Source organism: Nonomuraea sediminis (assembly GCF_018531495.1).
In the GTDB taxonomy this organism is placed as follows: domain Bacteria; phylum Actinomycetota; class Actinomycetes; order Streptosporangiales; family Streptosporangiaceae; genus Nonomuraea; species Nonomuraea sediminis.
In genome coordinates this window covers 86870-100457 of the sequence record NZ_JAHDTI010000020.1, presented here as the reverse complement: position 1 = coordinate 100457, position 13588 = coordinate 86870, and the positions used below count along the sequence as shown (strand labels likewise).

Annotated in this window: 12 protein-coding genes; 6 read left to right on the top strand and 6 right to left on the bottom strand. The window is 70.7% G+C overall.

Annotated features, from left to right (window positions below):
- The first annotated feature begins 79 nt into the window (after positions 1–79).
- Entirely contained in the window at positions 80–1264 is a 1185-nt protein-coding gene (locus KIK09_RS51635) for a helix-turn-helix transcriptional regulator (protein WP_214326961.1), read from the top strand.
- A 95-nt stretch (positions 1265–1359) separates the two neighbouring features.
- Positions 1360–3132 (top strand): S8 family serine peptidase, encoded by a 1773-nt coding sequence (locus KIK09_RS51630; RefSeq protein WP_214326960.1) that lies wholly within the window; start codon positions 1360–1362, stop codon positions 3130–3132.
- 8 nt (positions 3133–3140) lie between these two features.
- On the opposite strand, the gene KIK09_RS51625 is transcribed toward KIK09_RS51630, so the two are convergent.
- The 4 genes from KIK09_RS51625 to KIK09_RS51610 all read right to left on the bottom strand — a co-directional run bounded on the left by KIK09_RS51625 (position 3141) and on the right by KIK09_RS51610 (position 8629).
- Positions 3141–4877 (bottom strand): glycerol-3-phosphate dehydrogenase/oxidase, encoded by a 1737-nt coding sequence (locus tag KIK09_RS51625; protein WP_214326959.1) that lies wholly within the window; start codon positions 4875–4877, stop codon positions 3141–3143.
- Between the two features lie 160 nt (positions 4878–5037).
- On the bottom strand, positions 5038–7242 hold the full coding sequence (gene katG / locus KIK09_RS51620) for a catalase/peroxidase HPI (protein ID WP_214326958.1): 2205 nt from the start codon (positions 7240–7242) through the stop codon (positions 5038–5040).
- A gap of 15 nt (positions 7243–7257) precedes the next feature.
- Entirely contained in the window at positions 7258–7695 is a 438-nt protein-coding gene (locus KIK09_RS51615) for a Fur family transcriptional regulator (protein WP_214326957.1), read from the bottom strand.
- A gap of 163 nt (positions 7696–7858) precedes the next feature.
- A complete protein-coding gene (locus tag KIK09_RS51610) occupies positions 7859–8629 on the bottom strand; it encodes a DeoR/GlpR family DNA-binding transcription regulator (RefSeq protein ID WP_214326956.1) in 771 nt (256 codons plus the stop codon).
- Between the two features lie 129 nt (positions 8630–8758).
- Between KIK09_RS51610 and KIK09_RS51605 the strand changes: the two genes are divergently transcribed.
- From KIK09_RS51605 to KIK09_RS51590, 4 genes are read left to right on the top strand one after another with little or no spacing between them, the layout of a single operon-like run.
- On the top strand, positions 8759–9631 hold the full coding sequence (locus tag KIK09_RS51605; RefSeq protein ID WP_214326955.1) for an SIS domain-containing protein: 873 nt from the start codon (positions 8759–8761) through the stop codon (positions 9629–9631).
- Positions 9628–10761, top strand: coding sequence for an N-acetylglucosamine-6-phosphate deacetylase (nagA, locus tag KIK09_RS51600; RefSeq protein ID WP_214326954.1), 1134 nt, complete (start codon positions 9628–9630; stop codon positions 10759–10761). Before KIK09_RS51605 ends, nagA begins: the two co-directional genes overlap by 4 nt.
- The gene (locus KIK09_RS51595; protein WP_214326953.1) at positions 10761–11663 is read left to right on the top strand and encodes a 1-phosphofructokinase family hexose kinase; all 903 of its coding nucleotides are present in this window, start codon (positions 10761–10763) and stop codon (positions 11661–11663) included. Before nagA ends, KIK09_RS51595 begins: the two co-directional genes overlap by 1 nt.
- Positions 11664–11673: 10 nt before the next feature.
- On the top strand, positions 11674–12498 hold the full coding sequence (locus KIK09_RS51590; RefSeq protein WP_214326952.1) for a class II fructose-bisphosphate aldolase: 825 nt from the start codon (positions 11674–11676) through the stop codon (positions 12496–12498).
- Here KIK09_RS51590 and KIK09_RS51585 read toward each other — a convergent pair.
- Positions 12491–12952, bottom strand: coding sequence for a GNAT family N-acetyltransferase (locus KIK09_RS51585; RefSeq protein ID WP_214326951.1), 462 nt, complete (start codon positions 12950–12952; stop codon positions 12491–12493). The two genes, KIK09_RS51590 and KIK09_RS51585, sit on opposite strands and share 8 nt — an antisense overlap.
- Positions 12953–13522, bottom strand: coding sequence for a TetR/AcrR family transcriptional regulator (locus KIK09_RS51580; protein WP_214327028.1), 570 nt, complete (start codon positions 13520–13522; stop codon positions 12953–12955).
- Positions 13523–13588 lie beyond the last annotated feature (66 nt).

The window sequence follows — 13588 nt, the reverse complement described above, 5'->3', positions numbered from 1 at the left end:
CCTCTTTTGACGTATCGACAAATCCCGACAGTTGGTGAAAAATCCACTGACATCTAGAAGTCGGGCCGGGCGGTGCGGCATGCCTTTCGTAGGACGCGAGCGCGAACTCCGGCTGCTGGCGGGCACGCTCAACCAACCGCCGGTCGTCGTCCTCGTCGAAGGGGAGGCCGGAGTCGGCAAGACCCGGCTCCTGCACGAGCTGATCGGGCACCCGCTGCTGATCGGCAACTGCCATCCGATGCGCTTCCCCTACGGCCCGATCGTGGAGGCCCTGCGCGACGCGAACCCGCCGGGCGGCCTCAACCCCGTCACCGGCGCCTTACGCCCGCTCCTGCCCGAGTACGCCCACCTGCTGCCGCCCGCCCCGGATCCGCTCCAGGATCCGCTGGCCGAGCGGCATCGTCTGTTCAGGGCCGTACTGTCGCTGCTCGAGGCGCTGCGCCCGGTCACGCTCGTGGTCGAGGACCTGCACTGGATCGACGCCGACACCCGGCTGCTGCTGCCGTTCCTGACGCGTTGCCTGCCCGAGGCGGTCAACCTGGTGCTCACCTACCGCCCCGAGGACGTCTGCTTCCCCGTCGCGGCCCTACTGGCCCAGCTCCCGCCGCACGTCAACCACGCCGAGCTGGCGCTGGCGCCGCTCGACGCCGAGGAGACCGCGCTGCTGGCCAAGCACCTGCTGCGCGATCCCCCCGACCTGTGGCCGATGACCAGGGGCCTGCCGTTCGCGATCGTCGAGCTGGCCAGAATGCTGGCCGAGGGCAGGACGGCGGGCACCCCGCCCGCGCTCCGCGACGCCGTACTGCTCAGGATGGACGAGCTGCCCGTCTTGGCGCGGCGGCTGGTGCAGGCGGCGGCCGTGCTGGAGGAGCCGGCCTGCGAGCGGTCGCTGGCCGCGGTCGCGGGCGTGCCCGCCGAGCAGGCCGAGCGCGGGCTGGCCGAGGCGGTCCGCCGCGGGCTGCTGACCCGCTGCCCCGACGGCCTGTACGGCCTGCGGCAGCCGCTGGCCAGGCAGGCGGTCTACGACTCGATCACCCCCACGGTACGGCGCAGGCTGCACCGCAGGATCGACACCCCGGCCCAGCCGCAGGGCACCTTGTCGCCGCGGGAGGAGCAGGTGCGCAGGCTGGCGGCGACCGGGCTGACGAACAGGGAGATCGCCGAGAGCCTGTTCCTGTCGCCGCGGACGGTCGAGGTGCACGTGGCCAACGCGCTGCGCAAGCTCGGGCTGACCTCGCGGCGGCAGCTCAGAGGCACTACGTAGTCGCAATACGTGGTCTCTACGTATGGCCCGGGCCCTGGTCATGGCTCATGTTTCAGATGTTCCCATCCGCCACCCATGGAAGGGCTCACGCTGCCATGCGACGACGCACCCCCATGCTCGCGTTACTCGTCAGCGCGCTGGCGTTACTCACGACGCCACTCCCGGCCTTCGCCCGGGCCGACACCCAGACCTACATCGTCCAGCTCAAACCGATCCTCAGGGAGGCGCCCAGGTCGATCGCGAGCGACCAGGTCTCCCGGTCGGGCGGCCAGCTGGTCGGCGTCTACGAGCACGCCTTCAAGGGCTACACGGCCAAGCTGACGCCGCAGGCCGCCGAGGCGCTCAAGTCGGACCCGAACGTGCTCACCGTCGAGGCCGACGCCGAGGTCACCGCGTTCGACCAGACCGTCGGCACCGGAGTCCGACGGGCGTTCGCACCGGACAACCCGAACCTGGACATCGACGGCACCGACGACGTGCGCATCGACACCGACGTCGCGGTGATCGACACCGGCGTGGACTACACGCACCCGGACCTCAACGTGGTCGAGCGGACCGACTGCCAGACCGGTACCTGCGCCGCCAACAGCGGCACGGACGACAACGGTCACGGCTCCCACGTCGCGGGCATCATCGGCGCGCTCGACAACAACATCGGCGCCGTGGGCATCGCGCCCGGCGCCCGCATCCACGCGGTGAAGGTGCTCAACTCGGCCGGATCCGGCACGCTGTCGGCGATCGCCGCCGGGATCGACTGGGCGGTGGCCCACGCCTCCTCGATCAGGGTCATCAACATGAGCCTCGGCTGCGACGGCTGCACCAGCAGCGCGATCAGCACCGCGATCACCAATGCCACGAACAAGGGCATCGTGGTCGTCGTCGCGGCGGGCAACAGCACCAAGGACGCGGCCACGTTCTTCCCGGCCAACCACCCCGACGTGGTGACCGTGTCGGCGCTGACCGACATCGACGGCAAGCCGGGCGGCCTGGGCGGCAGCACGCTGCCGTGCCGCAGCGAGACCGACCAGGACGACACGCTGGCCTTCTACTCCAACTTCGGCAGCACGGTCGAGATCGCCGCGCCCGGCACCTGCATCTACTCGACGTGGATGAACGGCGGCTACAACACCATCAGCGGCACCTCGATGGCCAGCCCGCACGTCGCCGGGGCCGCGGGGATCCTCACCTCGGGGACCAACAAGCCCACCGACAGGGCCGGGGCGCTGGCCGTACGGTCCAAGCTGATCGCGACGGGCAACTCCAACTGGACCGACGACAGCGGCGACGGCGTCAAGGAACCGCTGCTCGACGTGCACGACGCCACCCAGTACCCGCCGGGCTCCGGGCCGGGCAACAAGCCGCCGGTGGCCGCGTTCACCAACTCGTGCACCGTGCTGGCCTGCTCCTTCGACGCCTCGAGCTCGTCCGACCCCGACGGGACGATCGCGTCCTACGCCTGGGAGTTCGGCGACGGCACGACCGGATCAGGCAAGACCGTGTCGCACACCTACGGCGCGGCGGGCACCTACACGGTCAAGCTGACCGTGACCGACAACCAGGGCGCCAGCGCGTCCACCACGAAGACCATCACCGTGGGCACGCCGACGAACCAGCCGCCGAAGGCCGCCTTCACGCAGACGTGCAGCGTGTTCTTCATCTGGCACTACTGCAACTTCAACGGCTCGTCCTCGTCCGACCCCGACGGGACCATCACCGCGTACGCGTGGAACTTCGGTGACGGCTCGACGGGCAGCGGCGCCACCATCACCCACTTCTACAGCTCGGCGGGCGCCAAGTCCGTCAAGCTCACCGTCACCGACAACCAGGGCGCGACGGGCTCGGTCACCAAGACGGTGACCGTACCCTAGCCCGAAGATCAGGAGTGTTCAGGGACTGCGACCGGGACGATCTCGGGGGCGCCCAGCCTGATGGCGTCGGCTTCCTGGTCGGAGTCCTGCTCCTGGGAGAGCCTTTCGGCCTCCACCCGCTTGCAGAAGTACTCGACCTCCCGCTTGACCTGGTCGCCGTCCCAGCCGAGGGGTACGGCGAGCAGCTCCGCGGCCTCCTGGGCCACCGCGAGGCCGCGGTGGAAGGTCTCGATCGAGATGTGCGTGCGCCGGGTCAGCACGTCGTTCAGATGCCTGGCGCCCTCGTGCGTGGCGGCGTAGACGATCTCGGCGCGCAGGTAGTCGTCCGCGCCGTTGAGCGGCCTGGCCAGCGACCTGTCGCCCTCGACGAGCTCGAGCACCTCGTCGATGAGCGAGCCGTAACGCTGCAGCAGGTGCTCGATCCTGGCCACGTGCAGCCCGCTGGTGTGCGCCAGGCGCTGACGGGAGTTCCACAGCGCTTGGTATCCCTCAGCGCCCACCAGCGGGATCCGGTCCGTGCACGACTGCGGCACCCGCTGGTCCAGCCCGTGCGCGACGGCGTCGACCGCGTCCTTGGCCATCACCCGGTAGGTGGTGTACTTCCCGCCCGCGATCATCACCAGGCCGGGCACCGGGTGGGCGACGACGTGCTCGCGCGACAGCTTGGAGGTCTCCTCCGACTCCCCCGACAGCAGCGGGCGCAGCCCCGCGTAGACGCCCTCCACGTCGTCCCTGGTCAGCGGCACCGACAGGACGGCGTTGACGTGGTCGAGCAGGTAGCCGATGTCGACGCTGGAGGCCGCGGGGTGCACCTTGTCCAGCGTCCACTGGGTGTCGGTGGTGCCGATGATCCAGTGTCTGCCCCACGGGATCACGAAGAGCACGGACTTCTCGGTGCGCAGGATGATCCCGGTCAGCGAGTGGATGCGGTCGCGCGGCACGAGCAGGTGGACGCCCTTGGAGGCGCGCACGTGGATCTGACCGCGCCCGCCGACCAGCTCCTGGATGTCGTCGGTCCATACCCCGGTGGCGTTGACCACCTGCCGGGCCCGCACGTCCAGCTCGGCGCCGCTCTCCAGGTCCCGCACCCGCACGCCGGTGACCCTGTCGCCCTCGCGCAGGAATCCGACGACCTGGGCCCTGGGCGCCACGTGCGCGCCGTAGGTGGCCGCGGTGCGCAGCATGGTCATCACGTAGCGGGCGTCGTCGACCTGGGCGTCCCAGTACTGGACGGCGCCGGTGAACGCGGTCTTCTTGAGCGCGGGAGCCAGGCGCAGCGCCCGGCTCCTGGACAGGTGGCGGTGACTCGGCACGCCCCTGGTCAACCCGGCCGCGTAGCCGAGCGTGTCGTACAGCGCCACGCCCGCGCCCACGTAGGGCCGCTCCCAGCCGTAGTGCGTCATCGGGAACAGGAACGGCACCGGGCGCACCAGGTGCGGGGCGATGCGCTGCAGCAGCAGGGCGCGCTCCTGCAGCGCCTCCCTGACCAGGTCGAAGTTGAGCTGCTCCAGGTAGCGCAGGCCGCCGTGGATCAGCTTCGAGGAGCGCGAGGAGGTGCCCGAGGCGAAGTCGCGCGCCTCGACCAGGCCCACGCTGAGCCCGCGGGTCGCGGCATCGAGCGCGATGCCCGCGCCGACCACTCCGCCTCCCACCACGACCACGTCGAGCTCCTGCGCGGCCATCGTGGTCAGCGCCGATGCCCGCTCGACGGGCCCGAGCCGGGCCACCTGCCTTCCCGCCGCCATAGCTCCCCCTGGGATACGGCCGTCACCTTGTCCTGACATTCCTACCCGCCCTGAGCTTAGGGCAGCAGTCCGGAACGCCGGGTGGCGCTCAAGGTGAAGAATGTCGAGAACGACGAGAACGTCCAGGCCGGCCCTCGCCGGGCCGGCCTGGACGTCGCGATCAGGACAGGTCGAACCGGTCGAGGTTCATGACCTTGTCCCACGCCGCGACGAAGTCCTTGACGAACTTCTCCTTGGCGTCATCGCTGGCGTAGACCTCCGCGAGCGCGCGCAGCTCGGAGTTCGACCCGAAGACCAGGTCGGCCCGGCTGCCGGTCCACGTGACCTCGCCCTTGGCGTCGCGGCCCTCGAAGGTGGCCGCGTCCTCCGACGTCGCCGTCCACGTCGTGTCCATGTCGAGGAGGTTGACGAAGAAGTCGTTGGTCAGGGTGCCGGGGGCCGTGGTGAGGACGCCGAGCGACGACTGCTTGTGGTTCGCGCCCAGGACGCGGAGACCACCGACGAGCACCGTCATCTCGGGCGCGCTGAGGGTCAGCAGGTTCGCCTTGTCGATCAGCAGGTACTCGGCGGGAAGCCGGGTGCCCTTGCCGACGTAGTTGCGGAACCCGTCGACGGCCGGCTCGATCGCCGCGAACGACTCCACGTCGGTCTGCTCCTGCGTGGCGTCCGCGCGGCCCGGCCTGAAGGGGACCTGGACGTCGAAGCCGGCGTCCTTGGCCGCCTTCTCGACACCGGCGGCACCGGCCAGCACGATCAGGTCGGCGAACGAGATCTGCTTGCCGCCGCTCTGGGCGGCGTTGAAGGCCTGCTGGATCCCCTCCAGCTTGCGCAGCACCGTCGCCAGCTGGTCGGGGTCGTTGACCTCCCACCCGCTCTGCGGCTGCAGGCGGATGCGGGCGCCGTTGGCGCCGCCGCGCTTGTCGCTGCCGCGGAAGGACGAGGCCGACGCCCACGCGGTGGACACCAGCTCCGACACCGTCAGGCCCGAGGCGAGGACCTGCTCCTTGAGCGAGGCGACGTCCTGGGCGTCGACGAGCTCGTGCGTCACCTCGGGGAGCGGGTCCTGCCAGAGCAGCGTCTCGGCGGGGACCTCCGGGCCGAGGTAGCGCGCCTTCGGGCCCATGTCGCGGTGGGTCAGCTTGTACCAGGCCTTGGAGAAGGCTTCCGCGAGCTCCTCGGGGTGGTCGAGCCAGCGCCGCGTGATCTGCTCGTAGACCGGGTCGAACCGGAGCGAGAGGTCGGTCGTCAGCATCGTCGGAGCGTGGCTCTTCGACGAGTCGTGAGCGTCGGGAACGGTCCCCGCGCCCGCGCCCTCCTTCGGACGCCACTGGTGCGCCCCCGCGGGGCTCTTGAACAGCTCCCACTCGTACCCGTACAGGATCTCCAGGAAGCTGTTGTCCCAGGTGATCGGGGTGTTCGTCCAGATGCCCTCGAGACCGCTGGTGATCGCGTCGCCACCCTTGCCGGTGCCGTAGCTGCTCTTCCAGCCGAGGCCCTGCTGCTCGAGCGGGGCGGCCTCGGGGTCGGCACCGACGTTCTCCGCCGGGCCGGCACCGTGGGTCTTGCCGAAGGTGTGGCCGCCCGCGATGAGGGCGGCGGTCTCCTCGTCGTTCATCGCCATCCGGCGGAACGTCTCACGGATGTCGCGGGCCGCGGCCAGCGGGTCCGGGTTGCCGTTCGGGCCCTCCGGGTTGACGTAGATGAGGCCCATCTGGACAGCGGCGAGCGGGTTCTCCAGCTCCCGGTCGCCGGTGTAGCGCTCGTCGTCGAGCCAGGTGCTCTCGGGACCCCAGTAGACGTCCTCGTCGGCCTCCCAGACGTCCGCACGACCGCCGGCGAAGCCGAACGTCTTGAAGCCCATCGACTCCAGGGCGACGTTGCCGGACAGGATCATGAGGTCGGCCCACGACAGGCTCTTGCCGTACTTCTTCTTGATCGGCCACAGCAGGCGGCGGGCCTTGTCGAGGCTCGCGTTGTCCGGCCAGCTGTTGAGCGGGGCGAAGCGCTGCTGGCCCGCGCCGGCGCCGCCGCGGCCGTCGCTGATCCGGTAGGTGCCCGCGCTGTGCCAGGCCATCCGGATGATCAGCGGGCCGTAGTGGCCGAAGTCGGCCGGCCACCAGTCCTGCGAGGTCGTCAGCACCTCCAGGATGTCCCGCTTCACGGCCGGGAGGTCGAGGCTGTTGAACGCCTCGGCGTAGTCGAACTCCTCGCCGAACGGGTTGGCCACGGCGGGGTTCTTGGCGAGGATCTTCAGGTTGAGCCGTTCCGGCCACCACTGGCGGTTTCCGCCGCCCTGAGTGGGGTGCGGGGCGCGCTCGTGCGCGACCGGGCAGCCGCCTGCGTTTGCCTCTTGGTTCTCAGACATGGGGAATCCTTTTGCTCAGGAACTGCTGGCGATGGAACAGTCGGGGCACAGGCCCCAGTAGACGACCTCGGCCTCGTCGATCGTGAACCCGAGATCGTCGGCCGCGGTCAGGCATGGCGCGTGCCCGACCGCGCAGTCGACGTCGGCGACGACACCGCACGACCGGCACACGATGTGGTGGTGGTTGTCGCCGATACGCCCTTCGAACCTGGCCGGACTGCCGGCCGGTTCGATACGGCGTACGAGCCCCGCCGCGGTGAGCGCGTAGAGGGCCTCGTAGACGGCCTGAAGGGAGATGTGGCCTACGCGATCGCGCACTCCTGAGGCGATCGCTTCGGCGTCGAGATGGTCACCGTCGCGGACGGTCTCGAGCAGCGCGACGCGGGCGGCCGTCACCCGCAGGCCGGCACCTCGCAGCTCCTCGGCTGTGGACGGAGGCTGGGATGCGGTCATGCCGTCAACCTACCCACATAAACACGAACAGTTCAAGGGAACGAATCGCCCAAGTCTAGGATGTCGCGCAATGTTTGCCCTGCTATGACGTGGGCTTTTGGAGCATGTCACGGGCGTTCTGACGGCAGCACAAAGACGCGGGATCGCCCCTGAGGGCGTGACTCTAGGCCCTGATGACCTTGACGCCCGCCTCGGAGAGCGACGCGGCCAGGGCGTCGGAGAGCCGGCTGTCGGTGACGAGGGTGTCGATCTGGGTGATCGGGCAGATGCGGGAGAAGGCACGCTTGCCGATCTTGGAGGAGTCGGCCACGACCACGACCTGCGCGGCCCGGCTGATCAGCAGGTGGTTGACGCTGGCCTCGCCCTCGTGGTGCGCCGAGGCGCCCAGGTCGACGTCGAGCGCGTCGACGCCGAGGAAGGCCACGTCCAGCGTCACCTGCTCCAGCACGCCCGAGGCCAGCGGGCCGATGAGCTCGTAGGACTGCTGGCGCGCCACGCCGCCGGTGACCACGATCTTGACGTGCTGGCGGACCGTGAGCTCCGAGGCGATGTTGAGCGCGTTGGTGACGATCGTGAAGCCGGACTCGAGCGTGGAGCGGGTGGCCAGCGTGCGGGCCAGCTCGGAGGTGGTGGTGCCGCCGTTCATGCCGACGACCGCGCCGGGGGCGACCAGGTCGGCGGCCGCCGCGGCGATGCGGTGCTTCTCGTCGGCGTGCCTGGCCGTCTTGTAGCGCAGCGGGAGGTCGTAGCTCACGCTCTGCGCGACCGCGCCGCCGCGCGTGCGCATGAGCATCTGCTGCTGTGCCAGCTGATCGAAGTCGCGACGGATCGTGGCCGTGGAGACGTCGAGCGACTGCGCCGCCTCCTCGACGGTGAGGCGACCCTCCTGCGCGAGCAGTTCAAGAATCGCGTTCCACCGGTCATAACGGGACACGAAGTCCTCCCTCGGAGATCCGTCAGGAGCAAGCGTGGCACATCACGGGAGGTCAAGGCCACCAGTGCAAAAATATGCGCTGTTCTGATATAAAAAGAGCAGAAACAAACATCGATCGGGAGGTAAGTGGTGACCACCCACACCGAAGCCGAGATCGCATCCCAGCCGGAGTGCTGGCGCCGCGCCGTCGAGAACGTTCCAGCGGGCGCGCTGCCGCAACCGGGCGAGCGGGTCGCCGTCGTCGGCTGCGGGACGTCGTGGTTCATCGCGATGGCCTACGCCACGCTGCGCGAGCAGGCCGGGCTCGGCGAGACCGACGCGTTCGCCGCCTCCGAGGCGCCCACGGGCCGCCGCTACGACCGCGTGCTCGCGCTGACCCGCTCGGGCACCACGACCGAGGTGCTCGCCCTGCTGGCCGAGACCGACCTGCCGACCACGGCCATCACCGCCGACCCGAACACCCCGGTCATGACGGCCGCCGACCAGGTCGTCGTGCTCGACTACGCCGACGAGCAGTCGGTCGTGCAGACCCGCTTCGCCACCACCCAGCTCGCGATGCTGCGCGCCAGCCTCAGCGAGGACCTCACCCAGGCGATCGCCGACGCCGGCAGGGCTCTGGCCGAGCCGCTGCCCGCCGAACTGGTCGAGGCCGAGCAGTTCAGCTTCCTCGGCACCGGCTGGTCGGTCGGCCTGGCCCAGGAGGCGGCGCTGAAGATGCGCGAGGCCTCCAGGTCGTGGACCGAGGCGTACCCGGCGATGGAGTACCGCCACGGCCCGATCAGCATCGCCGGCCCCGGCCGCGTCACCTGGATGCTCGGCACCGCCCCCGACGGCCTGCGCGAGCAGGTGGAGGCCACCGGCGGCACGTTCTTCCAGAGCGACCTCGACCCGATGGCCGAGCTGATCAGGGCCCAGCGCGTCGCGGTCGCCAGGGCCTTCGCCCGCGGGCTCAACCCCGACGAGCCCCTGCACCTCACGCGATCTGTGATCCTTTCTTCATGAGCCTTACTCTCTCCGACGCCCGGATCGTGACCCCCGAAGGGGTGCACGAGGGGTGGTTGACCATCGAAGACGGCCGGATCACGCACGTCGGCCGGGGATCCGCCCCCCGCGCGGGCCACAGCCTGGGCGGGCGGCATGTCGTGCCCGGTTTCGTCGACATCCACAACCACGGCGGAGCGGGCGGGTCCTTCCCGACGGGCGAGCAGGACAAGGCGCGGGAGGCGATCGCGCTGCACCTGCGCCACGGCACCACCACGATGGTCGCGAGCCTGGTGACGGAGACGCTGGAGAACCTGGCCTCGGCCGCCGCGTCGATGGCCGAGCTGTGCGACGACGGCCTGCTGGCCGGGATCCACTTCGAGGGGCCCTACATCTCCAAGGCGCGGTGCGGCGCGCACAACCCCGCGCTGCTGCGCGAGCCGACGCCGGCCGAGTTCGCCGGGCTGCTCAAGGCCGGCCGCGGCCACGTGCGCATGCTGACGATCGCCACCGAACTGCCCGGCGCGCTCGACACGATCCGTACGGCTGCCGCCGAGGGCGTGATCGTGGCGCTCGGCCACAGCGACGCCGACTACGACAAGACGCTGGAGGGCATCGAGGCGGGCGGCACGGTCGCCACCCACCTCTACAACGCCATGCCGCCGCTCGGCCACCGCGCGCCGGGGCCGGTCGCCGCGCTGCTCGAGGACGAGCGGGTCACGGTCGAGCTCATCAACGACGGCGTGCACGTGCACCCCGCGATGCTCCGCCTGGCCTACGACGTAGCGGGGCCGTCCAGGACCACTCTGATCACCGACGCGATGGCCGCCACCGGGATGGGCGACGGCACCTACGTGCTCGGCAGCATGCAGGTCGACGTGGCCGACGGCGTCGCCAGGCTGGTGGAGGGCGGCTCGATCGCCGGGTCCACGCTGACGATGGACGTGGCGTTCCGGCGCGCCGTCCAGGAGGTCGGCCTGTCGCTGCCCGAGGCGGTCCAGGTGGCCTCGCTCACGCCCGCGCGCGTGCTCGGCCTGGACTCCCAGCTCGGCTCGATCGCCGCGGGCAAGGTGGCGGACCTGGTCGTCCTTTCCGACTCCCTGCAGGTCGAGGGCGTCATGCAGCGCGGAGCCTGGACCACGGAGCCCTGATGATCCTCACCGTGACGCTCAACGCCGCACTCGACGTCACCTACCAGGTGCCCGCCGTCGACTGGGACGGCGTCAACCGGGTCCGGACCGTGCACAGGCGCGCGGGCGGCAAGGGCGTCAACGTGGCCCGCGTGCTGGCGGCGCTCGGCCAGGAGGTCCTGGTCACGGGCCTGGCGGGCGGGCCGACGGGTGAGGCCGTCGCGGCCGACCTGCGCGCGTCGGGGCTCCCCGACGCGCTCGTCCCGGTCTCCGGTGACTCCCGCACCACGCTGGTCGTCTCCGAGCCCGGCAGGACCGCGCTGTTCAACGAGCCAGGCCCCACGGTGACGCCCGACGAGCTCGCGAACTTCCTCAAGCGGTACGGCGAGCTGCTGCGTGACGCGGGCGCGGTGGTCATCTCGGGGAGCCTGCCGCAGGGCGTGCCCGCCGACTTCTACGCCACGCTCGCCCAGGTCGCGCACGACCGGGGCGTTCCCGCGGTCGTGGACGCCGACGGCGAGCCGCTGCGCCACGCCCCCAAGGGCCGCCCGGCCATCGTCAAGCCCAACGCCGAGGAGCTGGCCAGGGCCGTGCCCGGTGGCACCGCTCTGGAGGGGGCCGCCGAGCTCAGGTCGCAGGGCGCCGAGGCGGTGGTCGTCTCGATGGGCGCCGACGGGCTGCTCGCGGTCACCCCGGAGGGCGCCTTCCGCGCCGGCATGCCGTACCGGGTGGAGGGCAATCCCACAGGGGCGGGCGACTCGCTGGTCGCGGGGCTGGCGCTGGGGCTGGTCGAGGGGACGCCGTGGCCGTCCAGGCTGGCCAGGGCCGCCGCGCTCGGGGCGGCGGCGGTGGCCGCGCCGGTGGCGGGCGACTTCGACCGCGACGTCTACGCCGACATCCACCCCAAGATCGTCATCAGCTAAGGAGCCCGCCATGCCCCTCGCCTCCATCGGCGACATCGTCCGCGACGCGCCGCTCGGCGTTGGCGCGTTCAACGTGATCCAGCTCGAGCACGCCACCGCCATCGTGGCGGGGGCCGAGGCGGTGAACCTGCCCGTCGTGCTGCAGATCAGCGAGAACTGCGTGAAGTACCACGGCGCGCTGGCGCCCATCGCGCTCGCCTCGCTGGCCGTCGCGCGCGCCGCCCGCGTCCCCGTGGCGGTGCACCTCGACCATGCCACCGACCGCGCGCTCGTCGAGGAGGCCGTCGAGCTGGGGCTGGGCTCGGTGATGTTCGACGCCTCAGCGCTGCCCGACGAGGAGAACGTGGCCGCGACCGCCTCCGTGGCCGCCTGGTGCCACGAGCGGGGCGTGTGGGTGGAGGCCGAGCTGGGCGAGGTCGGCGGCAAGGACGGCGTGCACGCGCCCGGGGCGCGCACCAAGCCGCACGAGGCGGTCGACTACGTGGCCCGCACCGGCGTCGACGCGCTGGCCGTGGCGGTCGGCAGCTCGCACGCGATGACCACCAAGGACGCGGTGCTCGACCTGGACCTCATCACCGAGCTGCACGCCGCGGTGCCGGTGCCGCTGGTGCTGCACGGCTCCTCCGGCGTGCCGGACGACACCCTGCGCGAGGCCGTACGGCACGGCATGAAGAAGATCAACATCGCCACGCACCTGAACAAGGCGTTCACGGGCGCGGTCAGGGAGTACCTGGCGGCCGACGCCAAGGTGGTGGACTCCCGCAAGTACCTCAAGGCGGGCCGCGACGCCGTGGCCCGCGAGGTGACCCACCTGCTGGGCGTGCTGGCTAGCTGAGCTCCTTGCGCATCTCCACGGCCTGCCGTCCCTCGACGCCCTTGAACCCGACCTCCTGGTAGCCGAGCCGGGCGTACAGCGCCCGGTTGGACAGCATCTTCACGTTGGTGATCAGGCGGGTCGCGGGCAGGCCCAGCCTCCTGGCCTCGTCCTCGGCGAAGGCCAGCAGCTCCCTGCCGACCCCCTTGCCGTGCATCTGCGGCCGGACGGCGACGTTGTCGATGTACAGCGCGCCGTCCTCCGGGATCAACACGATCAACCCGTCGATGTCCCCGGTCAGGTGCACCCGCTGCTCGGCGATGAGCTTGCCGTAGTCGGCCTCCATCGGCAGCGGCCGCATCCCCACGATCTCGACCCACGGCTCGTAGGCCGCGAACACGATCTCCTCGACCGCCTTCTGGTCGCTCTCCCGCGCCAGCCTCATGCTTCCCGCCTTCACGACGTCGTCATTCACCTACGGCAGACTACGCTCGACCGCCGCCGCCACCAGATCCTGGACCTCCTGCTCGGAGAAGACCTCAGGGAGCGTGAGCTGCTCGACGATGAGCCAGTTCATCGCGAGGAAGAGCAGCTTGACGGTGGTCTCGTCGCCGGGTAGCCCGGATTCGAGGTGGTAGCGGACGTTGGCGTCGATGTCCTCCCTGATGCGCTTGGTGAGTACGGCGCGCAGCTCCGGGCGGCGGGTCGCCTCCAACCGGAGCTCCAGGAGCGCGAGCCAGCCCGTGCGGAACGCCGTGATGCGGCCGACGATGTCGCGCATGAGCTCCACGACGCGCTCCTTGGTGCGCGGGCCCGCCAGGGAGTCGGTCATGGTGCGCTCGTCGGGCTGCAGCCGCTCGTAGATCCGCCCGCCCGCCTGCGTCAGCAGGTCGTCGCGGTTGTCGAAGTAGTTCGAGGCCGTGCCGACCGGCACCTCCGCCTGCGCGTCCACGGCCCGGAACGTCAGCCCGCGCGCCCCGTCGCGCGCCAGGACCTCGATCGCGGCGTCCACGAGCGCCGCCCGACGGGCCAGGTTCTGCCTCACCATTGACACCACTCCACATGTAGTACTACGGTTAAGCCACTTCAAACAGAGTACTACAGGAGCAGT